The organism is Nioella sediminis, from assembly GCF_001879695.1.
Classification (GTDB): Bacteria; Pseudomonadota; Alphaproteobacteria; order Rhodobacterales; family Rhodobacteraceae; genus Nioella; species Nioella sediminis.
This window is the reverse complement of the sequence record NZ_MNBL01000032.1, coordinates 61,989-85,043: the sequence shown is the minus strand read 5'-3', so window position 1 is coordinate 85,043 and position 23,055 is coordinate 61,989. Positions and strand designations below refer to the sequence as shown.

Genomic DNA, 23,055 nt, shown 5'->3' with positions numbered 1-23,055 from the left:
CGCATGCCCCTCAAGGTTGCCATCCAGATGGACCCGATCGGTCCGATTAATATCGACGCTGACAGCACGTTCCGCATCGCCGAAGAGGCACAGGCGCGGGGCCATGAGCTGTTATACTACACACCCGACATGCTCGCCTATCAAGAAGGCCGGGTGACCGCGCGTGGCTGGCCGCTCACGGTGCGGCGGGTGAAGGGCGATCATTTCAGCATCGGCGAAATGCAGGAGATCGACCTCGCCGATTGGGATGTGGTTTGGCTGCGCCAGGACCCGCCCTTTGACATGGGATACATCACCACGACCCATATTCTTGAGCGTGTGCATCCCGAGACGCTGGTTGTGAATGATCCTTTCTGGGTGCGCAACTACCCGGAAAAACTGCTGGTTCTGGACTTCCCCGACCTGACGCCGCCCACCACCATCGCCCGCGATCTGGAGACCCTGAAGGCCTTCAAACACAAGCATGGCGACATCATCCTCAAGCCGCTTTATGGAAATGGCGGCGCGGGGGTCTTCCGGCTCGACCCCAATGACCGCAACCTCAATTCGCTGCACGAACTGTTCACGGGCATCAACCGAGAGCCACTTATCGCTCAGAAATTCCTGCCCGACGTGTCTGCAGGCGACAAACGCGTGATCCTGGTCGATGGAGAGCCTGTGGGCGCGATCAACCGTGTGCCTGCCAAGGGCGAGACCCGCTCCAACATGCATGTGGGCGGCCGGCCCGAGAAGGTGGCCCTCACCGACCGCGACCGCGAAATCTGCGCCCGCATCGGCCCACTTCTGCGCGAAAAGGGGCAGATCTTCGTGGGCATCGACGTGATCGGCGGTTGGCTGACCGAGATCAACGTGACCTCCCCCACCGGCATCCAGGAACTGGAACGCTTCGACGGGATCAACATCGCCGAAAAGATCTGGCAGGCCATCGAAGCGCGTGTCGCATGAGTGTTCGCGCGCGGCTGCTCAGAACCTGGCTGCGCTGGATCGAGCGGCCAGCGCTCAACCGGCTGGCCCGGCAGGACGCGGCGATCCGGGTCCGCCGACGGTTTGAATGGCAGTGCCGCATCCTGTGCCCTGTTCCCCGCGGCGTGGCTCAGCGCTGGACCGAACGCGCCGGGATGGAGGTGTTGGAGCTTGGCGACCCGACGGGGCCGCAGCTGCTCTACCTGCATGGCGGGGCCTATGTTTTCGGCAGCCACCGCACCCATAAGGGTCTTGCCGGACGGCTGGTCAAGCGCATCGGCGGCGGCGCGGTGGTGCCGCATTACCCGCTTGCGCCCGAATCGCCCTTTCCAGCCGCGCCCGAGGCTGCCTTGCGCCTGTACCGGCAGATGGCGGCGCAAGGTCCGGTGATTCTGGCGGGCGACAGCGCGGGCGGCGGGCTGGCCCTGTCACTGCTGGCGATGATCTGCGCCGACCCCGACCTGCCGCAGCCGCTGGCCACGCTGGTTTTGTCGCCTCTGACCGATCTGGCCATGACCGGCGACAGCCTGCAAACGAATGACGCCAGCGAGGTGGTGCTGCCGCCCGAAGGCATCCGTATCTCAGCCTTGGGCTATCTGGACGGGGCCGACCCGTCAGACCCGCGTGCCAGCCCGCTTTACGCCCAGTTTCCCGGTGCCGGGCCGGTGCATGTGTGGGTAGGGGACGGCGAAGTCCTGCTCGATGACAGCCGCCGCATGGTGCACGTGCTACAGGGGCAGGGGGTGGAGGCGCATCTGACCATTGCGCCCGGCCTGCCACATGTCTGGCCGCTCTTCCCCGGCTGGATGTTGCCCGAAGCAGACGCCACGCTCGACCAGATGGCTGCCGCGATCCGCTAGTTCTTCCCCGCGATCAGCCGGAATCCCAGGGCCTCGGCGATATGGGGCATGCGAACCGCGTCCACCCCTTCCAGATCGGCGATCGTGCGCGCCACCCGCAAGACCCTGTGATAGCCGCGCGCCGACAGGCGGAACCGCTCGGCGGCCTTGATCAGCATGTCGCGCCCTTCGGCATCCGGTTCCGCGATCTGATCGAGCAGTGCGCCTTCCGCATCGGCATTGACGCGGGCCTTGGCCCCGAGCGCCTCGAACCGGGCGGTTTGCCGGTCGCGGGCGGCGGCGATCCGGGAGGCCACCGTGGCGCTGTCATCGCCCGAGGGCGGCAGATCGAGATCGGTGAACCCCACTGGCGGCACCTCCAGCCGCAAATCGAAGCGATCCATCAGCGGGCCGGAGATGCGGCCCAGATAGTCCTCGCCGCATAGGGGCGCCCGCCCGCAGGCCTGATCAGCGTCATATAGATGCCCGCAGCGGCAAGGATTGGCGGCGGCGAGCAGCAGGAAGCTGCATGGATAGGTCACATGCGCATTGGCACGGGCCACCACCACATCGCCGGTTTCAATGGGCTGGCGAAGGGTTTCCAACACCTGCCGGGGGTATTCGGGGAACTCGTCGAGGAACAGCACGCCGTTATGGGCGAGGCTGATTTCCCCCGGTTTCGCGTGTCGCCCACCCCCTACGATGGCGGGCATAGAGGCGGTGTGATGCGGCGCGCGATAGGGCCTTGTGCGGGAAATCCCGCCCTCGTCCAGCAGCCCTGCCAGCGAGTGGATCATCGAGGTTTCCAGCGCCTCGGCAGCGGTGAGCGGTGGCAACAGATCGGGCAGGCGCGCGGCCAGCATGGATTTGCCGGACCCCGGCGCGCCCACCATCAGGAAATGATGCCGCCCGGCGGCGGCAATCTCCAACGCGCGTTTGGCCCGCTCCTGTCCGCGTACCTCGCGCAGGTCCTTGCCGGTCCGCTCGCTCAGCACCTCGCCCGGTTCAGCAGGGGGCAGGGGCGCGCGGTCAGTCAGGTGGCCGATGATCTCGGCCAGATTGCGGCCTGCGAAGACCGGGGTTGCGCCGACCCAGGCGGCCTCGGCCCCGCAGGCGGCGGGACAGAAGAGCGCCCGCCCGTCCTCACCCGCCGCCAGCGCCGTCGGCAGCGCGCCGATGACGGGCACCAGGGTCCCGTCGAGCGACATTTCCCCAAGGCTCATTGCCGCCTCGACCCGGTCGCGCGGCACGATTCCCAAGGCGCCAAGCAGGGCCAGCGCAATCGGCAGGTCGAAATGCGACCCTTCCTTGGGCAGATCGGCGGGCGACAGGTTGATGGTGACGCGCTTGGACGGCAGCGCGATGGCCATGGTGGACAGGGCCGTGCGCACCCGGTCGCGCGCCTCGCCCACGGCGCGGTCGGGCAGGCCCACGATGGAAAAGGCGGGCAGGCCCGGGGTGACGGCGCATTGCACCTCGACCCGCCGCGCCTCCAACCCTTCGAAGGCGACGGTATAGGTGCGCGCAAGGCTTTCGGGTCGGGTCGCGTCCAGCATGGTTAACGCTTGCCCGAAAACCCTTTACGTTTGGTAAATGGCCATGAAGTCCGGCCAGGCTTCCGGGTCGGCCACGGTCTTGTCGCGGCAAAACGGGTTGCAGAAGCCGAAGATGCGCCCGTCCATCTCCATGAAATCCGTGACTGGATTGCCCGAATAGGGGCATGTGGCGTTTTCGGACGGGCCGTGATCGACGGCGCGGGCCGACAGCGGCTCGGGCGCGGGAAAGGCGCGGCGCGGCAGACCCATGTCGTAGGCGGGCTGTTCCGGCCCCTCGACCAGCCCCATGGCCCGCCAGCGGCGGAACGCAGGATGCGCCACGTGGGCCTTGGCATATGCCAGAGCCCGGTCCGATACCGGCAGGCCGTAAGTCAGGATGCGGGTGGCCACGGGGGCAAAGAACACATCGGCCAGGGAATAGTCCCCGCAGAGCCACGGGCCGCCATGGGCGTCCAGCGCCGCGCCCCAGACCCGCTCCAGCCGCTCCAGATCGGCGCGGACGGCATCGGTCACCTCGAACCCCTCCCACCCGGTGCGCAGGTTCATCGGGCAGGCCCCACGCAGGCCGGTAAAGCCCGAATGCATCTCGGCAATCAGGCTCATGGCCATGGCGCGGGCATTGGGGTCAGCAGGCAGCAGGCCCTTGTCGGGAAAGGCCCGGTCCAGGTGCCAGGCAATGGCGATGGAATCGGTCAGCAGCCCGCCCGTCGGGGTGCGCACGATGGGAACCGTTCTGTTGCCCGGCGCAAAACCATCGACATCCAGCCGGAACTGGTCGCAATACATGCGGGTAGTTTTCACGCTCACCGGAATGTCGAAGGCGCGAAAGCTCAGCCAGCCGCGCAAAGACCAGCTGGAATAGGATTTATCGGCAATCAGAAGCGTGTAGGTCATGACAGGGTCCATCGAAATACAGTCCTGCCAGCTAAACGCCCGGCCCGCGCCCTGTCCAATTCCAATTGCTGACGCACCCCATCAGGGACGGTGATTGATCACTTCGACCCGCCAGTGACCGGCCTCATGCACCAGCCGCGTAACCGAGAGGTTGTCGATCCGGTGGCCAAGCACCTCATAGGCGGACAGGCCAGAGGCGCGCTCGATCTGAGTCATGATGATCCCGAAATGGGCCACCGCCACGATATGGGCATTCGGATGGTCCCGGTTCATCCGGTCAACGAAGGGCGCAACGCGCGCCGCAGCCGCGTTCCAGCTTTCGCCATTGGGCGGGGCGACATCGCCGGGTTCTTCCCAATAGCGGCGGCTCAGAATCGGGTCGCGTTCAGAAACATCGGTGAAATGCATCCCGTCCCAATCCCCGAAATCGAATTCGCGCATGTCGGGCACATCGGGCAATCGCTGCCGTCCCTCCATCAGCACATCCGCCGTGGCCGTGGCGCGGACCAGATCCGAGGACACGAGAAGCGCCGGTCGCGGCAATTCCGCATCCAGCCGTGCGATCGCCGCCGCATCCGACAGATCCGCCGGCACGTCCCGCCAGCCGACAAAGGCTTTTTCATGCGTTGGCCCGTGCCGGACCCAATGCCAGACCGTCACGCGCCCGCCCCTTCTCTTTCATCTTGGCAAAAATACCTCGGGGGGTGCGGGGGGCAGCGCCCCCCGCGGGTCGACGCCGAAGGCGGCGAAATCCCTCTGGTCACGGGGTCACCCCCTTCAGCACAAGTGGTAACCCCGCCATAACCGCCACGACCAGTCCGGCCTCTGCCGCCAACCGTTGGTTCAACCGTCCCTGCGCTTCCCGAAACGCCCGCGCCAAAGCATTCTCGGGCACGATCCCCTGCCCGGTTTCATTGCTGACCACCACAACCGGCGCGGGGCAGGCCTTCAGCGCCGCAATCAGCGCGTCAGCCTCCGCCTGCCAGTCCCGCTCTGCCAGCAGCAGATTCGTCAGCCAGAAGGTCGCGCAATCGAGCAGTACGACATCACCCGACCCAAGCCCGGACAGCGCCCCCACAATGTCGAACGGCGCTTCAACGGTGCGCCAGCCATCGCCTGCGCGCATCTTCTGATGGGCGGCGATCTTGGCGCGCATCTCGTCATCGAAGGCCTGCGCCGTGGCGATATAGACACGCTGCCCGCCTTGATCGCGCACCAGCGCCTCGGCATGGGCGGATTTCCCCGACGCGGCCCCGCCGATCACCAGTGTCAGTCCGGGCAAAGACATTTTTTCCTCCCCAAAAGTGATCCGACCGCAATTCCCGACCGTAACCCTCGTGAATGCAAGCGAACAGGAGCGCGTTATGGCACTCGACTTTGATCCTGGCCAGTCTCTTTCCCGCCACGCACGGGCAGCGGAGCTGCTCGATGCCGACACGGAACGCGATCTCGCCATCGCCTGGCGCGATCACCGGGACGAGGCGGCGCTGCATCGGCTGATCACCGCCTATATGCGCCTGGCCATTTCCATTGCCTGGAAATTCAAGGGCTACGGTGCCTCGATGAACGATCTCATCCAGGAGGCAGGGCTTGGCCTGATGAAAGCCGCTGATCGCTTCGACCCCGACCGGGGTGTGCGATTTTCCACATACGCCGTGTGGTGGATCCGCGCCGGGATGCAGGATTTCGTGATGCGCAACTGGTCGATGGTGCGCACCGGGTCGACGTCTTCGCAAAAGAGCCTGTTCTTCAACATGCGGCGTGTGCGCGCCCGGCTGGAGGCTGATGCCGCGGCGGAGGGTGTGGAACTCGATTCCCACCAGCTGCGAGAGCGTATCGCAACTGAGATCGGGGTGGCGCTGAAGGACGTCGAACTGATGGAGGGCCGCCTTGCCGGGTCGGATTTCTCGCTGAACGCCCTGCAAGCCGATGGCGATGAGGGTCGTGAGTGGATCGAGACGCTGGAAGACGACGGTGAACAGGCGAGCGAGCGGTTCGAGCGCGAGAAGGATGGCACGCGCCTGCGCGAATGGCTGGGCGATGCGCTGGGCACGCTGACGGAGCGGGAACAGAAGATCATCGCCGCACGCAAGCTGACCAACCCGGCCCGGACGTTGGAAAGCCTCGGCGAGGAACTTGGCCTGTCGAAAGAGCGTGTGCGCCAGATCGAGGCAGGCGCCTTGCAGAAGATGCGCCGCAAGCTGGCCCCCCGTGAAGAAGAACTGCGCGGGATGATGGGCTGAGACAGCCTGTCCGCTTGTCTGCGCCCGGCCTTGCGCGTTTGCTGTATGCCATGAAACAGCGTTTTGCGATCCTTGTGCTGTGCCTCTCAGCCTGCGCGGCCTGGTCCGCCCCTTTGACGGGGCTGGACCAATTGCGCGGTTCGGATGTGGTGATCCTTGGCGAGGTACATGACAATCCCGCCCATCACCTGTGGCAGGCCGAGGCCGTGGAGGCCCTTGCCCCCGCGGCGGTTGTGTTCGAGATGCTGGCGCCCGACCAGGCTGCGCGGATCACACCCGATCTGCTGGCCTCTCCCGATGCATTGGCGGCTGAAATCGGGTGGGATCAATCGGGCTGGCCAGAGTTCACATTATATCAGCCTCTGTTTGCAGCCCTGGGGGAGGCCACGATCTTCGGCGCGGCGCTGCCCTATGAGGATGTGCGTGCGGCGGTGAGTGAGGGGGCGGCTGCACGATTCGCGGGCGACCCGCAGGCGTTTTCGCTGGATCAGCCCCTGCGCGAAAATCAACAGGCGCTGCGCGAAGAGATGCAGGCCGAAGCGCATTGCAATGCGCTTCCCGCCGCGCTGCTGCCCGGTATGGTCGAGGCCCAGAGGCTGCGGGACGCGGGCTTTGCCGCGCGGGTGCTGGCGGCGCTGGAGGAGACAGGTGGGCCGGTGGTGCTGATCACCGGCAATGGCCATGCGCGCACCGATTGGGCGGTGCCCGCGATGATCGCCTTGGCCGCGCCAGAGGTGACGGTCGTGTCGGTTGGGCAGTTCGAATCGGAACCGGAGGGCGATGTTCCCTTCGACCTGTGGCGCGTGACGGAACCCGCCGAGCGGGACGATCCCTGCGCGGCGTTTCAGTGACGGGCCAGTAAGTCTCGTTGGATGTGCTGCCAGGGCGCGCTTTCGCCTGATTGGGCAGAGAGGTGAAGCGGCGCCGCCTCGAAGGGCGCGCGGGCTGTCGGTCTTCGTGGAAGCTTCCGGGTTTTCCCCCGTCCACCTGCACCCTTGTCCGGGGTGGTCTGAGGCATCGGGAGGGACCGGGCCACGCTGTTGCAGTCGGTTAACCGGCGGCCAGAGTGGCACAGCTTTCTGAAGATACGATTAACCGGGGCGCTGTTTGTCTGGCGGGGCTTTCGCTGCGCATCGCGCATCGACCCGCGCGGCCCGTTCCGGGCCGCGATCTACCGGGCTTTCTGTCGGCTTGTGATGGGGGAACGGGGCGACTAGGTTGAGCGTCAGAAAATGACAATGGGTGGAGGCCCCATGCTGGCAGAGAAGCGCATTCTTCTGATCATCGGCGGCGGCATCGCGGCCTTCAAATCGCTCGACCTGATCCGCCGCTTGCGGGAACAAGACGCAGAGGTGGTGCCCGTCCTGACGCGCGCGGGCGAAGAGTTCGTGACGCCGCTTTCCGCCTCGGCCCTTGCGGCGCAGAAGGTCTATCGGGATCTCTTCGATCTGACGGATGAGGCTGAAATGGGCCATATCGAGCTTAGCCGTGCCGCTGATCTGGTTGTCGTCGCCCCCGCCACCGCCGACCTGATGGCGAAGATGGCGAACGGGTTGGCGAATGATCTGGCCTCGACCCTGTTGATGGCCACCGACAAGCGCGTGCTGATCGCGCCCGCGATGAATGTGCGCATGTGGGAGCATCCGGCGACGCAGCGCAACCTGGCGACGTTGCAGGGCGACGGGGTTCTGGTGGTTGGCCCCGATGAGGGGGCCATGGCCTGCGGCGAGTTCGGGCCCGGTCGCATGGCGGAGGTGCCTCAGATTGTTGCAGCCGTGGATGCGGCCCTGTCGGACGGACCCCTGAAAGGGCGGCATGTGCTGGTGACCTCCGGCCCCACCCATGAACCCATCGACCCGGTGCGCTACATCGCCAACCGGTCCTCTGGCGCGCAGGGCACCGCGCTGGCTGCCGCGCTGCGCGATCTGGGGGCATCGGTCACGTTCGTGACCGGGCCTGCGCGTGTCGCTCCGCCCACGGGCGTGAAGGTGGTGAATGTCGAAACCGCGCGGGAAATGCTGGAGGCGGTTGAGTCCGCGCTGCCCGCCGATGCCGCCGTCTTTACCGCCGCCGTGGCCGATTGGCGGGTGGCCAACGCGACCGACCGCAAGATGAAGAAGACGGAAGGCGCAGGCACGCCCGCGCTGGAGTTTGCGGAAAACCCCGACATCCTGAAAACCGTGTCTCGGATGGGTGAGGGGCGGCCCGGCCTCGTGGTCGGTTTCGCCGCCGAGACCCATGACGTGGAGGCGAATGCCACCGCGAAACGCGCCCGAAAGGGCTGCGACTGGATCGTGGCCAATGACGTCTCGCCCGCCACGGGCATCATGGGCGGGTCGGAAAACAAGGTGGCCATCGTCACGGCGGTGGGCGTCGAGGACTGGCCGCGCCTGTCGAAGGAGGAAACCGCCCGGCGGCTGGCGGTGCGCATTGCCGAGGCGCTGGCGCGGTGAGGCAGCCTCCGGCGGGAGTATTTGGGCCAAGAAGAAGGGGCGGGGCATGGCGCTGACGATCCGGGTGCTGCGAGAGGACTGGGCCGATCCGGCTGTGGGCTTGCCGTCCTACGAAACGGCGGGGGCGGCGGGGGCTGATCTGCGGGCGAATTTGCGGCCTGAAGATCGGATGGCGGGCATGGTGCTGGCCCCGATGGAGCGGCGGATCGTGCCGACGGGGCTGCGGGTGGAGCTCCCGGACGGGTATGAGATGCAGATCAGGCCCCGCTCGGGCCTCGCGCTGAAACACGGGATATCGCTGCCCAATACGCCTGGCACCATAGACAGCGATTATCGCGGGCCGTTGGGGGTTCTGCTGATCAACTATGGCACAGAGCCCTTTGCCATCGCCCATGGCGACCGGATCGCGCAGGCGATCGTGGCCCCCGTGGTACAGGCGGTGTTCGACGTGGCCGAAGACCTGTCCGAGAGCCACAGGGGCGCGGGCGGTTTCGGCTCCACGGGGCGCGGCTGATGGGGGTGGTGCTGGCCATGGCGGCGGCGCTTTGGGGCGTGGGCTGGCTGATGGGTGCGCCGGTGCGGGCGCGGCTGGTGATGCTGCTTGTGCTCTACATGGCGGTGCTGCTGGTGCAGGTGGCCTTGCCCGAGGCGCATCCCTTGCGGGTGGGTACGGGTGGCTCGGCGGCGCCCTGGCTGATGCTCGGCGGGGCCGTGGCGCTGGTGCTGGCCTATCGTGAGGGGCTGCGGCGGCTGAGGGTGCGGGCAGAGGCGGTCGAGGGCGCGCGTGAGGCGGAGGCGCCGAAACAGACGGGCACGTTTTCGGCCGAGGAGCTGGAGCGCTACGCCCGCCATATCACCCTGCGCGAAGTGGGCGGACCGGGGCAGAAAAAGCTCAAGCAGGCCAAGGTTCTGGTCGTGGGGGCCGGGGGGCTGGGATCGCCCGTGCTGCTTTACCTTGCGGCGGCGGGCGTGGGCCGGATCGGGGTCATCGACCATGACGAGGTGGACCTGAGCAACCTGCAACGGCAGATCATCCATACCGACCAGTCGCAGGGCATGCCCAAGGTCTTTTCCGCCCGCGAACGGATGCTGGCGCTGAACCCGCATGTGGATGTGCGCCCCTATCATCGCGAACTGACGGCGGAGATCGCGGAGGCGCTGTTCGCCGATTATGATCTCATCGTCGACGGCACCGATGCCTGGCCCATCCGCGACCTGATCAACCGGGCCGCCGTGGCCTGCGGCAAGCCCGTCGTCTCTGGCGCGATTTCGGCCTGGGAGGGGCAGGTGACGATCTATAATCCCGCCCATGGCGCGCCCTGCATGGCCTGCGTCTTCCCCGAGGCGCCCGCCCCCGGCATGGCGGCGACCTGCTCGGAAACCGGGGTCATCGGCGCACTACCAGGTGTCATTGGCGCGATGATGGCGGGTGAGGTGGTAAAGCTGATCGCGAGCGCGGGGGAACCGCTACGGGGCCGGATGCTGATCTATGACGCGCTCTATGCCGAAACCCGGCTGATCACCATGAAACGCGATCAAAACTGCCCCGTCTGCAGCGGCTGACCCTTGCGTGTCGCAAAGGCCGCGCCATACTGCCCGGATAACAAACAGGGAGTCTTTCCAATGAAACGCCTTGCCGCCGCCGCGCTGGCCCTTGCCACGCTGGCCCCCTTATCGGCCCTTGCCGACGGCCATATGCCCAATCTCGAAGGCCGCGAAGTGGTGATCGTTACCGAAAACGCCTATCCGCCGCTGCAATTCGTCGATCCCAATACCGGCCAGCCCGCCGGGTGGGAATATGACGCGATGGAGATCATCGCCGAACGGCTGAACATCACCGTGGTCTATGAAACCATCAGCTGGGACGCGATGATTGCCGCCGTGTCCGAGGGCCAGTTCGACATGGGCATGACCGGCATCACCATCCGCGAGGACCGGGCCGAGATGGTCGACTTCTCCGACAGCTACATGACCAGCCAGATGCGCATGCTGGTGCGCGCCGGGGAAACCCGGTTCACGGATGCCGAAAGCTTTGCCGCCGATGAGGATTTCCTGATGGGCAGCCAGGCTGGCACGACACCCTTCTATGTGGGCGTCTACGAGGTGCTGGATGGCAACGAAGCGAACCCGCGCATTCAGCTGTTCGAAACCTTTGGGGCCGCCGTTCAGGGCCTGCTGACCGAGGATGTGGACATGGTGCTGACCGATTCCACAGGTGGCGAGGGCTATGTTCGTGCCAACCCCGATCGGCTGGCCATCATCGGCGATCCGCTTGGAACCGAGGATTTCGGCTTCATCTTCCCACGCGGGTCGGACCTGGTGGGTCCGATGAACGCGGCGATTGCGTCCATGCGCGAGGATGGCACGCTGGATGAACTGAACCAGCGCTGGTTCGTCGATTACAGCTTTGGCGGCTGAGCCGTCTATTGCCCCGGTCCGGTCTCGGGCCGGGGGTCTTTTCCAGGCATGATCCCTTCTCCCCAAAGCGACAAGGATTTCCCCTGGTGGCTGCTCGCCGTGGCCGGGCTGGGGCTGTTTGCCTTCTGGCAAGTGCTGGCCGATGACCAGTACAGGCAGGTGCTGACGACGCTGCAGCGGGGCATCTGGATCACGATTTTCGTGACCTTCGTGGCCTTTTTCGCGGCAGCCTCGGTGGGGCTTGGGCTGGCGCTGGCCAGCCAGTCGCAGTCGCTGATCCTGCGCCAATGCGCCCGCTTCTACGTGGAGGTCATACGGGGCATCCCGATCCTTGTCCTGCTGCTTTACGTGGCCTTCGTGCTGGCCCCGGCGCTGGTCGCGGGCTGGAACTGGGTGGCGGGACAGATCGGGCTCGACCCGATCCGCACCCGCGATTTCAGCCTGCTCTGGCGCGCGATCCTGGCGCTGTCCATCGCCTATTCCGCGTTTCTGGCAGAGGTCTTCCGCGCCGGGCTGCAATCGGTCGACAGGGGCCAGATTGAGGCCGCCGAGGCTTTGGGCCTCAACCGACGCCAACGCTTCCGCCACATCGTCTTCCCGCAGGCCTTTCGGGTGATCCTGCCGCCTTTGGGAAATGATTTCGTGGCGATGGTAAAGGACAGCTCTCTGGTCTCGGTTCTGGGCGTGCTCGACATCACGCAGCTTGGCAAGGTCACGGCGGCGGGCAATTTCCGCTATTTCGAGACCTATAACGTGGTCGCACTCATCTATCTGACGATGACCATCACCCTGTCGCTTGGCTTGCGCCAGCTGGAGAAAACCCTGCGCAAGGGCCACTCGGACCGCTAACCCCACATTAAGGTTAACGCAGCCCCCCTTCTTCTTGGCAAAAAATACTCCCGCCGGAGGCGTCCTGCCCTCGCCACCCGCGCGGGCCTCGCCTATCTTCCTCCCAAAGGAGACACATGATGACGAACCCGCTTCTGCAGGATTGGGACACACCTTTCGCCCTGCCACCCTTTGCCGACATTGAAGACGCCCATTTCGCCCCGGCGCTGGATACCGCGCTGGAGGAAGGTCGCGCGGCGATCAGGGCCATCGCCGACAACCCGGAGCCACCCACATTCGCCAACACGATCGAGGCGCTGGAACGGGCCGACCGGCTGCTCGACCGGGTGGCGGGAGTTTTCTACAACCTTGCCGGCGCCGATGCGACCCCGGCGCGCGAGGCGCTGCAGCGGGACATGGCGCCGAAACTGTCCGCCTATTCCTCGGAGATCACCAACAACCGCGCCCTGTGGGAGAGGATCGACGCGCTCTGGCAGGGCCGCGAGGGCCTTGGCCTGACCCCGGAACAGCTGCGCGTTCTCTACCTCACCCATCGCAGCTTCACCCGCGCGGGCGCGGCGCTGGAGGGGGCGGACCGGGACCGGCTGACCGAGGTGAAATCGCGGCTTGCCGTCCTCGGCACGCAGTTCACCCAGAACCTGCTGGCCGATGAGCGCAGCTGGTTCATGGAACTGTCGGAGGACGATCTGGACGGCCTGCCGGGCTTCGTGGTGGATGCCGCCCGCGCGGCGGGCAAGGAAAAGGGGGTCGACGGCCCGGTCGTGACGCTCTCGCGGTCGCTGATCGTGCCGTTCCTGCAATTCTCCCCCCGCCGCGATCTGCGCGAAAAGGCCATGCAGGCCTGGGCCGCGCGCGGCGCGAACGGGGGCGAAACGGACAATCGGGGGATTGCAGCGGAAACGCTGGCCCTGCGTGAGGAGCGGGCGCGGCTTTTGGGGTATGAGAGCTTCGCCGCCTTCAAGCTGGATACGGAGATGGCTGGCAAGCCTGGCAATGTACGCGATCTGCTGATGCAGGTGTGGGAACCCGCCAAGGCGCAGGCCGAACGGGATGCCGAACGGCTGACCGAGATGATGCAGGCCGAGGGCATCAATGGCGATCTGGAGCCCTGGGACTGGCGCTACTATTCGGAAAAACGCCGGGTGGCGGAGCATGATCTGGATGAGGCGGAGCTGAAGCCCTATTTCCAGCTCGACCGGATGATCGAGGCAGCCTTCGACTGCGCGAACCGGCTTTTTAGCCTTTCCTTCGCGCCGCTTGGTGTGCCGATGTATCACCCCGATGTGCGCGCGTGGGAGGTCACCCGCGACGGCCGCCACATGGCGGTGTTCCTGGGCGATTACTTCGCGCGCGGGTCCAAACGCTCGGGCGCGTGGTGCTCGGCGATGCGGTCGCAATCGAAGCTGGATGGCGAGGAACGCCCTATCGTCGTCAATGTCTGCAACTTCGCCAAACCGGCCGAGGGCGCGCCCACGCTGCTGAGCTATGACGACGCCCGCACGCTCTTCCACGAGTTTGGCCACGCCCTGCACCAGATGCTGTCGGACGTGACCTATGGCTCGATCTCGGGCACCTCGGTCGCGCGCGATTTCGTGGAACTGCCGAGCCAGCTCTATGAACACTGGCTCGACGTGCCGGAGGTTCTGGAAAAGCATGCCCGCCACGCCGAAACGGGCCAGCCGATGCCCAAGGATTTGCTGGACCGTCTGCTGGCCGCACGGACCTATGACATGGGGTTCCAGACGGTGGAATACGTGGCCTCGGCTCTGGTCGATCTGGACTTTCACGACGGGGCCGCGCCCGCCGACCCGATGGCGGCGCAGGCGGAAACACTGGCCCGCATCGGAATGCCGCGCGCCATCGTCATGCGCCACGCGACGCCGCAATTCGCGCATGTCTTCTCGGGCGATGGCTATTCCTCGGGCTATTACAGCTACATGTGGTCCGAGGTGATGGATGCCGATGCCTTTCAAGCCTTCGAGGAGGCGGGCGATCCGTTCCACGCCGAAACGGCGGCGAAGCTGGAACGCTTCATCCTGTCAGCGGGCGGCAGCGAGGAGGCCGACGCGCTCTACACCCAGTTTCGGGGCCGGATGCCGGGGGTTGAGGCATTGCTGAAGGGCAGGGGGCTGGACACAGCGGCCTGACGCAAAAGGGCGGCTCTGGTGGCCGCCCTTTCCCTTATTCCCATTCGCCGGAGAACCCCTTGGGCACCAGGATGTTGTGCCGCCCGAGGTTGGACAGCTGTCGTTCTCCGCAGAGCGCCATGTTGGTGTCCAGTTCCTTGTGGATCACCTCCAGCGCCTTGGTGACGCCCTCTTCGCCCATGGCACCCAGACCATAGACGAAAGCGCGTCCGATATAGGTGCCCTTGGCGCCCATGGCGATGGCTTTCAGCACGTCCTGTCCCGAGCGGATGCCGCCGTCGATATGCACCTCCACCCGGTCGCCCACGGCGTCCAGGATCGGTTGCAGAATGCGGATGGAGCTGAGCGCCCCGTCGATCTGCCGCCCGCCATGGTTCGACACGATGATTGCGTCCGCCCCCAGATCGGCGGCTTTCACGGCGTCCTCTGCGTCCAGGATGCCCTTCAGGATCACCTTGCCGCCCCACATGTCCATCAGCTGCTTCACCCGGTCCCAGTCGAGCGCGTGGTCGAATTTCTCCGCCGTCCACGAGGTCAGCGAGGCGGGATCGGTGATGCCCTCCACATGGCCAACCACGTTGCGGAAGGTGCGGCGCTTGGTGCCGAGCATGCCAAGGCCCCATCGCCACTTGGTCGACAGGTTGATCATATTGGCGAGCGTCGGTTTCGGCGGGGCCGAGAGGCCGTTCTTGATATCCTTGTGCCGCTGGCCGAGCATTTGCAGGTCAAGCGTGATGACCAGCGCGGAACAGCCCGCGTCGCGGGCCCGCCCGATCAGGCGGCGCATGTAATCGTCATCGGTCAGGGTGTAGACCTGGAACCAGAAGGGTTTGGAGGTGTGTTCGGCCACATCCTCGATGGAACAGATCGAGAGGGTCGACAGCGTGAAGGGGACGCCGAATTTCTCGGCGGCGCGGGCGGCCTTGATCTCCCCGTCGGCGCATTGCATCCCCGTCATGCCCACAGGGGCAAGCGCCACCGGCATGGACACGTCCTGACCAACCATTTGCGTTGCGGTGCTGCGGTTCGTCATGTCCACCGCCACCCGCTGACGCAGCCGGATCTGGCTGAAATCGCTGATATTTTCGCGGAAAGTCTGTTCCGTCCAGCTGCCCGATTCCGCGTAGTCGTAGAACATCTTGGGGGTGCGCCGCTTATAGATGCGCTTGAGATCTTCGATATTGGTAATGACGGGCATGGGATCTCCTCCAAGATTGGTGAGAAATTCTTACCAATATGTGCACGTTTTCACAACGGCCTTTTTCCGGTTACTCTGCCGCAGGGGACAAGACGCGGAGGGAGACATGTTTTTCGACGATTTGCCCGTAGGTTACCGGTTCAAGACCGAGGCGCGGACGCTGCCCTTGGCCGAGATCGTGGGCTTTGCCCGCAGGTGGGACCCGCAACCATTCCATACCGATCCCGAGGCGGCGAAGGAGTCCCCTTATGGTGGCATCATTGCCAGCGGGTTCCACACCATCCTGACCGCCTTCGTGCTGACGTTGGAGGCGGATGTGTGGAACGAGGCCTCGATGGGGTCACCGGGGCTGGACGAGCTGCGGTGGATGAAGCCGGTCTATCCGGGCGACACGCTCCATGCGGAGGCAGAGGTGATCAGTTCGACCCCGTCGCAGTCGCGGCCTGATCGGGGGCGGACGGAGATCCAGTACCGGATCTACAACCAGAACGGCGAAGAGGTCGCGAAATACCGCGCGACACATATCCTCAGGCGGCAGGTGGGTTAGCCGAACGCCGACAGGGCGGTGACCAACCCCGGCAGAAGCGTCGGTGCGCCGGGGGCTGTGGTTGCGATCATGGCGATAGCGCCGGGGGCCGCTGCAATCAGCGCGGGCGCGAAGCTTCCCAGGGACAGGGCGATCATCGGACTTAGGCCCGATGCGCGCCGTCGGCGAGGCCCTTCACGAAGCTCAGCACCTCGGCCACCGGCTTGCCTGCCGCGATTTCGGACACGATGGCGGAGCCGACAACGGCCCCATCTGCGACGGACGCGATGGCTTGGGAGGTCTCGGGTGTGCGGATGCCGAAGCCCACGATCACGGGCAGGTCGGTCTGCGATTTGATCCGCGCGACCTCGGGGCCGACATCGGTGGCTTCCGCAGCGGCGGCCCCGGTGATGCCGGTGATTGAGACGTAGTAGACGAAGCCCGACGTGTTCTGCAGCACCTTGGGCAGGCGCTGATCATCGGTGGTGGGGGTGGCCAGACGGATGAAGTTGAGGCCCGCCTTCTGGGCGGGAATGCACAGCTCTTCATCCTCTTCCGGCGGCAGGTCCACCACGATCAGCCCGTCAATCCCGGCGGCCTTGGCATCGACAAGGAACCTGTCCACGCCGCGGCTGTAGATCGGGTTGTAATAGCCCATCAGCACAATCGGGGTGGTGTCGTCGGATTTGCGGAACTCGGCGGCCATATCCAGCGTCTTTTGCAGGGTCTGGCCACCTTCCAGCGCGCGCTGACCGGCCAGCTGGATGGTGGGGCCGTCGGCCATCGGGTCGGTGAAGGGCAGGCCAAGTTCGATAATGTCCACGCCCGCGCCGGGCAGGCCCTTCATGATCTCCAGCGAGGTGGCGTAATCGGGGTCACCGGCCATGATGTAGGACACGAAGGCTTTCTTCCCCTCGGCCTTCAGGGCAGCGAATTTGGCGTCGATCCGGGTCATGGCAGGTCCTCGCAAGTCTTCCGGCCCGGTTTGGCGAATGTGGACGGGGAAATCAATGCCAAACGAGCGCACACACGAGGAGTCCGTTGCAGCGGCGCGCACATCCGCATAGAAGGCGCCGGAACAAAGGATGCGGAGGGCCAGATGGGCTTCAAGATGGGTATTGTCGGGCTGCCGAATGTGGGCAAGTCCACGCTGTTCAACGCGCTGACCAAGACGGCGGCGGCGCAGGCGGCGAATTTTCCCTTCTGCACGATTGAGCCCAATGTGGGCGACGTGGCCGTGCCCGACCCGCGGCTGGACAAGCTGGCGGCGATTGCAGGGTCCAAGCAGATCATTCCCGCCCGCATGACCTTCGTGGATATCGCGGGCCTCGTGAAGGGCGCATCCAAGGGCGAGGGTCTGGGAAACCAGTTCCTTGCCAATATCCGCGAAACCGATGCCATCGCGCAGGTGCTGCGCTGTTTCGAGGATGACGACATCACCCATGTGGATGGCCGCATCGACCCGATTGCGGACGCCGAAACCATCGAGACCGAGCTGATGCTGGCCGATCTGGAAAGCATCGAGAAGCGCCGCGCGAACCTCGTCCGCAAGCTGAAAGGCAACGACAAGGAGGCGCAGCAGCAGGACCGGCTGCTGGCCGAAGCGCAGAAGATGCTGGAAGACGGCAAGCCCGCGCGGCTGGTCGAGGTCAGCGCCGAAGACGCCAAGGCGTGGAAGATGCTGCAGCTGCTGACCACCAAGCCGGTGCTCTATGTCTGCAATGTCGATGAAGGATCGGCGGCCGAGGGCAATGAATTCTCGGCCAAGGTCGAGGAAATGGCCCGCGAACAGGGGGCGGCGACGGTGATTATCTCGGCCCAGATCGAGGAAGAGATCAGCCAGCTCGATGCCGAGGAAGCCGAGATGTTCCTGGGCGAAATGGGGCTGGAGGAAGCCGGGCTCGACCGGTTGATCCGGGCGGGCTATGGCCTGCTGAACCTGGAAACGTACTTCACCGTCGGCCCGAAAGAGGCCCGCGCCTGGACCATCCGCCGAGGCACCGCCGCGCCGCAGGCCGCTGGCGTCATCCATGGCGATTTCGAACGCGGTTTCATCCGGGCCGAAACCATCACCTATGACGACTACATCGCCTGCAATGGCGAGACCGGCGCCAAGGAAGCGGGCAAGATGCGGGTCGAGGGCAAGACCTATACCGTCAAGGATGGCGACGTGCTGCACTTCCTGTTCAACGCCTGATCCGGCGGACGTCACGGGCATTTCGGCAACGCTTCCCGAGTGTTGCCATTCTCGGCTTGCATTCCTTCTTAATGGTGTTATTTGAACACTATTAAGCACATCAAGCGCGGGGATAGGACGTCATGTTCGGATTGTTCGGCAAGAAATCGGTGGATATGGCCCGCGTGAAAGCGGAGGCCGCCGAGATCGTCAGAAGACGGGACCAGACCTATCGTCCGAGGACGGATTCCCAAACCGCCTGGAACGAGCTTGTCCAAGCGTTCGAGAAGCGCCCCCTGACCGAAAAGGAACGGGAACTGATCGCATTGGAGGCGGTCAAGGAATGGGTGCGCGCGGCGCAGCACTCCGGCGCGGAGGAGCTGAACCTCGACTTTAGCACCTATGAGCTTCTCGACCTGCCGCGATCCGTGGGCGGGCTGACCAATCTGCGAAAACTGATCCTCGCATCCACCGGCGTGCGCAGGCTGACCCACCTGTCGGGGCTGACGCGGCTGGAGGTGCTCGACCTCAGCTATTGCCGGAACCTGACCGACATCTCGCCCCTGATGGGTATGACGGGGCTGGTAGAGCTGGACCTGTCGCGCAGCAAGGTGACCAATCTTCGGGCCCTGAGCACGCTGACGGGCCTGCGGTCGCTGAAGCTAGAGAAATGCAACATATCCGATCTGTCGCCGCTCGCCGGTCTGACGCAGTTGGAACACCTCGACCTGTCGAACACGAGGGTGACGGACATCTCGCCCCTTTCCGGCCTGACCCGTCTGAAGTCACTGGGCCTCTGGAATACCGGGGTCAAGGATTTCAGCCCGCTGGCGGCGCTGACCGGGCTGGAGATGCTGGACCTCTGGAACACGCGAATCTCGGATCTGACGCCGCTTTCAGGGATGTCGGGGCTGAAATTCCTCGATCTCAGCCACACGGATGCAACCGACCTGACCCCGGTCGAGACACTGCCAGACCTGAAAGCGCTGCGGCTGTGGAACACCCCCCTGCAGGCGCAGATGCGTTGGACAGGGGGCTACGCAGGGCGCTGGTACGATGGCGACATCCATGCCGCCGCCAGCAGAGGCGATCTGCAGGCGGTGAAGGACCGGGTGGCCCAGGGCGCCATGATTGCCGACGATCAGTGGTCGGGGCCGATACATGCGGCGGTGCAGGGCGGGCATCTGGATATCTGCCGCTTCTTCGTCTCGCTTGATCCGGAGATGGCCAATGACATGGCCTCCTATGACGGCTGCGAACCCACAGACACCCCCCTGTCCATCGCCATCAAGTCGCGGCAGCAGGCGATCATCGACTTCCTTTGGGACAACGGCGCGCGCGCGATCGCGGACCCGGAGGACTGGGAGTATTCCTGGCTGACCGGGCTGCATCTGGGATCGGCGGCACGGGTCAACGACCTTGCCACTCTGCGACGACTTCTGGACGCCGGGGCCAGACACGATGCACGCGATGAATACGAATTGACCGCCCTGCATTGGGCCGTAGCGCAGAAGAACGAGGAGGCGTCCTGCCTGCTGCTGAACCTTTGGCGCGCCGATCAGGGGAAACCGGCTGTCACGCAGGCCCGGATGACGCAAGACATGCTGACGGAGGCGCTGGAGCAGTTGGGAGATCCGAAGGACGCGTTCCGGTTTGCCAGCCGCAGATGACGCCGGAGAGAGCGCCCCTGCCAACCGCAGACCTGAAGCTGAGTCTGCCGCGCCGGGTGATCCGCCGCTGGATTATTCGCGGTTGTCGAAACAATCCGGGCAGGTGGCTCGGATCGCCCCGCCTTCATCGTCCGAATGTGACGGCTTTGAGGTAAACTCATCCTAATTAAGCCGGAATCGAAAGATAGACGTGGAGCCCAACGATCTTAACCGGTTTCCCTGTCATGGCCTTCCGTTCCACTATTTTGACATTTCTGAAAGACGAATGCGGTGCAGTCACGACCGACTGGGTGCCGCTTGTCAGCGCGACGGTGGGGCTTGGCCTTGCGGTTGCCGGTGTGGTCAGTGGCGGACTGGAAAGCCTTGCCGGCAATATTCGTGATACCCTGAATTCCGATATTATCGCGGGAGGATCCGGTGAAGCCTCGGGCGCTGGTTCCGGTGCCGCGGGTGCAGCGGGTGGCGATGACGGGCTGGTCGAGCTGACCTTCAACGATTTCACCAATGGTGATCAGGGCTGGATCACCATGGCCGACGAGCATGACGACCCGCTGCTAGAAGGCATGCTTGGCCCCTATTACGATCAAAGCGGCGCCCCGGTCTTGCTGAACACCTATTCGTTCGATCCCGACACTGGCTACGCGATGTTCGAGTTCGATTTGACCACCATCGGCAACTGGGAGGCAGCAGACCAGATGCGGCTCTTCGTCAACGGAGTGATGATCGACGCGACGCGGCTGGCGGGTGGCAGCACCAACAGCGTGGCCAGCGATGGATCCGACGAAACTCTGGTGTCCTACAACTTCATCGAGCGTGAAAGCGTCAACCGCGATGTGACCGAGGAACGGCTGGAAATCGCGGCCGCCTGGTACGAGGCCGAGGCCGATGGCGCCCGTTATGAAGCCATCCGTTCCAACGTGAACACGCAGAGCGAATACACCGTGCAGGTGGTCGTGCAGAACCCGAGCGAACAGATCCAGTTCGGCATCGGACGCATCGGGGATGACCCCTATGGCGGCGAGGCCTGGGCCATCGACAATGTGGGTTCCTACGGGTCAGAGATTCTGCCGGTGGAATTCAACGGCGAATAGACCCGGTCAGTCCACCTTCACGATCAGTTTGCCGGTGTTTTCCCCGCGGTAGAGCATCCCGATCGCATCCATCGCAGCCTCCGGCCCGTCGAGGATGTGTTCCCGCACGCTGATCTTGCCGTCGCGCAACCACCCGGCCAAGGCGCTGCGGGCCTCGTGCAGCCTGTCCTTGTAATCGAAGATCAGGAACCCCTGCATCCGGGCGCGCGCGACCAGCAACTGTCGGTGAACGCGCGGGCCAACGGGCAGCGGATCCCATTCGGTGATCGCCGCCGTGCCGCAGATGGTGATCCGTGCGCCAACGGCGAGCCTTGTCATCACCGCGTCCGAAATCGGCCCGCAGGTGTTGTCGAAATAGCAATCCACACCGTCCGGGCAGGCGGCGGCGATGGCGCTGGCCACATCCTCGGACTTGTAGTCGATGGCGGCGTCATATCCGAATTCCGCGCGGCACTGGCGCACCTTCTCGGCCCCGCCTGCAATGCCGACGGTGCGGCAGCCGATGACCTTGGCGATTTGTCCCACGGCAGACCCGACAGCCCCCGCGGCGGTCGAGACCACAACCGTATCGCCCGCCTTTGCCGCGCAGGAGTCCAGCAGCCCGAAATAGGCGGTGGTGCCGTTCAATCCCATGATCCCGAGCGCGTAGCTGCGCGGCAGGTCGGTCTCGGTCACCTTGCGCCCGATATTGGTCCCGTCGCTGATCGCATGAGTCTGCCAGCCCAGAAGCCCCTCGACCACGTCGCCCTCGGCATAGCCGGGATGGCGGCTGGCCACGACCTCGCCCACGGCGAAGCTGCGCATCGGATCGCCGATCGCGACGGGCGGCGAGTAGTTCGGCACGTCATTGGCCCATCCCCGCATCGCCGGGTCCACGGACCAGTGGCTGACGCGGATCAGGACCTGCCCGTCGGCCAGCACCGGCACGTCGACCTCCCGGATGGCAAAATGCTCGGGCTTCGGGACACCAACCGGGCGGTTGGCGAGAATGACCTGGGTGTTTTTCATGAGGGGCCTCCTGTCCGGGCGATCCTGCCCGCCCACCCCGCAGAACGCAATCCGCTAACCGAAGATTGCCGCGTTGCCCCCGCGGATATCAAAAGCGCGCCCGCAAAGGCAAATTTCCCCTTGTTCCCCGGTTTGCAGACGGATACACCCGCCAGCGGAGACGTGGCCGAGTGGTCGAAGGCGCTCCCCTGCTAAGGGAGTAGGCCCGGAAGGGTCTCGAGGGTTCGAATCCCTTCGTCTCCGCCATTACACTCATGTAACATGTTGTAAATACTGAAGAATAAGTATTTATCTCGCGCTCATTCCCCCACTCATTCCCCCACTTTGAATTTATTGCTTGCCATCGCTTCCGTTAACCTTGGTTAACAAGCCCGCCATCAACGTCTACGGTTGGCATGGTCAATAACGCAGGGGCGAATCGTGAAGAACGTGTTTAGGGCGGCAATAATCATCTTAGCCCTTGCTTGCGGGCCAGCGAATGCGATTGGCATGTGCGGTTCCGGCCCAAGGGTAAACTGTATCGTTGATGGGGATACCTTCTGGTTGAACGGCGAGAAGTTCCGCGCGGTTGGCTATGACACTCCTGAAACGACAACCAACTTGTGTGGCGGAAATGCTGAGCGCCAGCTTGGACAGCAAGCATCGCGTCGGTTGATGCAGTTATTTAACGAAACCCAAATCACCCTGCTGCGACAGGGAGAAGACCGATATGGGAGAACGCTTGTGGTCGTTCGTTCCGATGGTGTGAATGTTGGCGACATTCTGATCGGGGAGGGCTTGGCGAGAAGCTGGCCTGATGGGTGCGAGTTCTGGTGTGGAGCTTGTCAGTAGGGAATTCGGGCTGGGTTATCGGCTTGCAGATTCATTCGCGCCAAAACCCCCAAATTGTGAAAACGAGAATTTGCCTTCCCCCTCCGGTCCTTAAAACAAGGGTTATAGAGCTACGTGCGCCCCCCCCTGTTTGACTATTCACTAGGACACAAATGGCTTGGGGACTACAGGGACAGTTCGGGTGGGAAAGAAG

At 64.5% G+C, this 23,055-nt stretch carries 23 protein-coding genes and 1 tRNA gene; 16 read left to right on the top strand and 8 right to left on the bottom strand.

Annotated elements, in window-relative coordinates; all coding sequences use genetic code 11:
• The first annotated feature begins 3 nt into the window (after window positions 1-3).
• Both gshB and BKY26_RS04095 read left to right on the top strand, forming a co-directional pair.
• Complete coding sequence (gshB, locus tag BKY26_RS04100; RefSeq protein WP_071689125.1) at window positions 4-945, top strand: glutathione synthase; 942 nt, start codon at window positions 4-6, stop codon at window positions 943-945.
• On the top strand, window positions 942-1,823 hold the full coding sequence (locus tag BKY26_RS04095; protein WP_071689124.1) for an alpha/beta hydrolase: 882 nt from the start codon (window positions 942-944) through the stop codon (window positions 1,821-1,823). Before gshB ends, BKY26_RS04095 begins: the two co-directional genes overlap by 4 nt.
• Here the strand turns inward: BKY26_RS04095 and BKY26_RS04090 are convergent.
• The 4 genes from BKY26_RS04090 to cobU form a co-directional block, all read right to left on the bottom strand.
• Window positions 1,820-3,358 carry a YifB family Mg chelatase-like AAA ATPase gene (locus BKY26_RS04090; protein ID WP_071689123.1) on the bottom strand — a complete coding sequence of 513 codons (1,539 nt, stop codon included), beginning with the start codon at window positions 3,356-3,358 and terminating at the stop codon, window positions 1,820-1,822. The genes BKY26_RS04095 and BKY26_RS04090 overlap by 4 nt on opposite strands.
• Before the next feature lie 24 nt (window positions 3,359-3,382).
• The gene (locus BKY26_RS04085; RefSeq protein WP_071689153.1) at window positions 3,383-4,252 is read right to left on the bottom strand and encodes a glutathione S-transferase; all 870 of its coding nucleotides are present in this window, start codon (window positions 4,250-4,252) and stop codon (window positions 3,383-3,385) included.
• A gap of 81 nt (window positions 4,253-4,333) precedes the next feature.
• Window positions 4,334-4,912, bottom strand: coding sequence for a histidine phosphatase family protein (locus tag BKY26_RS04080; RefSeq protein WP_071689122.1), 579 nt, complete (start codon window positions 4,910-4,912; stop codon window positions 4,334-4,336).
• A gap of 100 nt (window positions 4,913-5,012) precedes the next feature.
• The gene (gene cobU, locus BKY26_RS04075) at window positions 5,013-5,540 is read right to left on the bottom strand and encodes a bifunctional adenosylcobinamide kinase/adenosylcobinamide-phosphate guanylyltransferase (protein ID WP_071689121.1); all 528 of its coding nucleotides are present in this window, start codon (window positions 5,538-5,540) and stop codon (window positions 5,013-5,015) included.
• A gap of 76 nt (window positions 5,541-5,616) precedes the next feature.
• Between cobU and BKY26_RS04070 the strand changes: the two genes are divergently transcribed.
• The 8 genes from BKY26_RS04070 to BKY26_RS04035 all read left to right on the top strand — a co-directional run bounded on the left by BKY26_RS04070 (window position 5,617) and on the right by BKY26_RS04035 (window position 14,362).
• Window positions 5,617-6,495, top strand: a complete 879-nt coding sequence (locus BKY26_RS04070) for an RNA polymerase factor sigma-32 (RefSeq protein ID WP_071689120.1) — start codon at window positions 5,617-5,619, stop codon at window positions 6,493-6,495.
• A gap of 50 nt (window positions 6,496-6,545) precedes the next feature.
• Window positions 6,546-7,346 (top strand): ChaN family lipoprotein, encoded by an 801-nt coding sequence (locus BKY26_RS04065; protein WP_071689152.1) that lies wholly within the window; start codon window positions 6,546-6,548, stop codon window positions 7,344-7,346.
• Between the two features lie 402 nt (window positions 7,347-7,748).
• Window positions 7,749-8,948 carry a bifunctional phosphopantothenoylcysteine decarboxylase/phosphopantothenate--cysteine ligase CoaBC gene (gene coaBC, locus BKY26_RS04060; protein WP_071689119.1) on the top strand — a complete coding sequence of 400 codons (1,200 nt, stop codon included), beginning with the start codon at window positions 7,749-7,751 and terminating at the stop codon, window positions 8,946-8,948.
• Window positions 8,949-8,994: 46 nt separating this feature from the next.
• Window positions 8,995-9,462: a dUTP diphosphatase gene (dut, locus tag BKY26_RS04055; protein ID WP_071689118.1), complete on the top strand. Its 468-nt coding sequence runs from the start codon at window positions 8,995-8,997 to the stop codon at window positions 9,460-9,462.
• The gene (locus BKY26_RS04050; RefSeq protein ID WP_071689117.1) at window positions 9,462-10,511 is read left to right on the top strand and encodes a HesA/MoeB/ThiF family protein; all 1,050 of its coding nucleotides are present in this window, start codon (window positions 9,462-9,464) and stop codon (window positions 10,509-10,511) included. Before dut ends, BKY26_RS04050 begins: the two co-directional genes overlap by 1 nt.
• 60 nt (window positions 10,512-10,571) lie before the next feature.
• The gene (locus BKY26_RS04045; protein WP_071689116.1) at window positions 10,572-11,366 is read left to right on the top strand and encodes a substrate-binding periplasmic protein; all 795 of its coding nucleotides are present in this window, start codon (window positions 10,572-10,574) and stop codon (window positions 11,364-11,366) included.
• A 48-nt stretch (window positions 11,367-11,414) separates the two neighbouring features.
• Window positions 11,415-12,215 (top strand): amino acid ABC transporter permease, encoded by an 801-nt coding sequence (locus BKY26_RS04040; RefSeq protein ID WP_071689115.1) that lies wholly within the window; start codon window positions 11,415-11,417, stop codon window positions 12,213-12,215.
• Between the two features lie 119 nt (window positions 12,216-12,334).
• Window positions 12,335-14,362, top strand: coding sequence for a M3 family metallopeptidase (locus BKY26_RS04035; RefSeq protein ID WP_071689151.1), 2,028 nt, complete (start codon window positions 12,335-12,337; stop codon window positions 14,360-14,362).
• A 34-nt stretch (window positions 14,363-14,396) separates the two neighbouring features.
• Here BKY26_RS04035 and BKY26_RS04030 read toward each other — a convergent pair whose 3' ends face one another.
• Window positions 14,397-15,560, bottom strand: coding sequence for an alpha-hydroxy acid oxidase (locus tag BKY26_RS04030; protein WP_071689114.1), 1,164 nt, complete (start codon window positions 15,558-15,560; stop codon window positions 14,397-14,399).
• Between the two features lie 106 nt (window positions 15,561-15,666).
• On the opposite strand from BKY26_RS04030, the gene BKY26_RS04025 reads away from it, so the two are divergent.
• On the top strand, window positions 15,667-16,107 hold the full coding sequence (locus BKY26_RS04025; protein ID WP_071689113.1) for a MaoC family dehydratase: 441 nt from the start codon (window positions 15,667-15,669) through the stop codon (window positions 16,105-16,107).
• On the opposite strand, the gene BKY26_RS20165 is transcribed toward BKY26_RS04025, so the two are convergent.
• Together BKY26_RS20165 and trpA are read right to left on the bottom strand one after the other, a co-directional pair.
• Window positions 16,104-16,244 carry a hypothetical protein gene (locus BKY26_RS20165; protein ID WP_158514297.1) on the bottom strand — a complete coding sequence of 47 codons (141 nt, stop codon included), beginning with the start codon at window positions 16,242-16,244 and terminating at the stop codon, window positions 16,104-16,106. The two genes, BKY26_RS04025 and BKY26_RS20165, sit on opposite strands and share 4 nt — an antisense overlap.
• 5 nt (window positions 16,245-16,249) lie before the next feature.
• On the bottom strand, window positions 16,250-17,041 hold the full coding sequence (gene trpA, locus BKY26_RS04020; RefSeq protein ID WP_071689112.1) for a tryptophan synthase subunit alpha: 792 nt from the start codon (window positions 17,039-17,041) through the stop codon (window positions 16,250-16,252).
• Between the two features lie 144 nt (window positions 17,042-17,185).
• Here trpA and ychF point away from each other — a divergent pair, with 144 nt between their 5' ends.
• The 3 genes from ychF (at window position 17,186) to BKY26_RS19960 (ending at window position 21,023) form a co-directional block, all read left to right on the top strand.
• Window positions 17,186-18,283 (top strand): redox-regulated ATPase YchF, encoded by a 1,098-nt coding sequence (gene ychF / locus BKY26_RS04015; protein WP_071689111.1) that lies wholly within the window; start codon window positions 17,186-17,188, stop codon window positions 18,281-18,283.
• 122 nt (window positions 18,284-18,405) lie between these two features.
• Complete coding sequence (locus tag BKY26_RS04010; RefSeq protein ID WP_071689110.1) at window positions 18,406-19,932, top strand: leucine-rich repeat domain-containing protein; 1,527 nt, start codon at window positions 18,406-18,408, stop codon at window positions 19,930-19,932.
• Between the two features lie 245 nt (window positions 19,933-20,177).
• On the top strand, window positions 20,178-21,023 hold the full coding sequence (locus tag BKY26_RS19960) for a hypothetical protein (protein ID WP_169829060.1): 846 nt from the start codon (window positions 20,178-20,180) through the stop codon (window positions 21,021-21,023).
• Between the two features lie 6 nt (window positions 21,024-21,029).
• On the opposite strand, the gene BKY26_RS04000 is transcribed toward BKY26_RS19960, so the two are convergent.
• On the bottom strand, window positions 21,030-22,031 hold the full coding sequence (locus BKY26_RS04000; RefSeq protein WP_071689108.1) for an NADP-dependent oxidoreductase: 1,002 nt from the start codon (window positions 22,029-22,031) through the stop codon (window positions 21,030-21,032).
• 156 nt (window positions 22,032-22,187) lie between these two features.
• Between BKY26_RS04000 and BKY26_RS03995 the strand changes: the two genes are divergently transcribed.
• Both BKY26_RS03995 and BKY26_RS20855 read left to right on the top strand, forming a co-directional pair.
• Window positions 22,188-22,277 (top strand) — tRNA-Ser (locus BKY26_RS03995).
• A 243-nt stretch (window positions 22,278-22,520) separates the two neighbouring features.
• The gene (locus tag BKY26_RS20855; RefSeq protein ID WP_227434917.1) at window positions 22,521-22,862 is read left to right on the top strand and encodes a thermonuclease family protein; all 342 of its coding nucleotides are present in this window, start codon (window positions 22,521-22,523) and stop codon (window positions 22,860-22,862) included.
• Window positions 22,863-23,055: the final 193 nt, after the last annotated feature.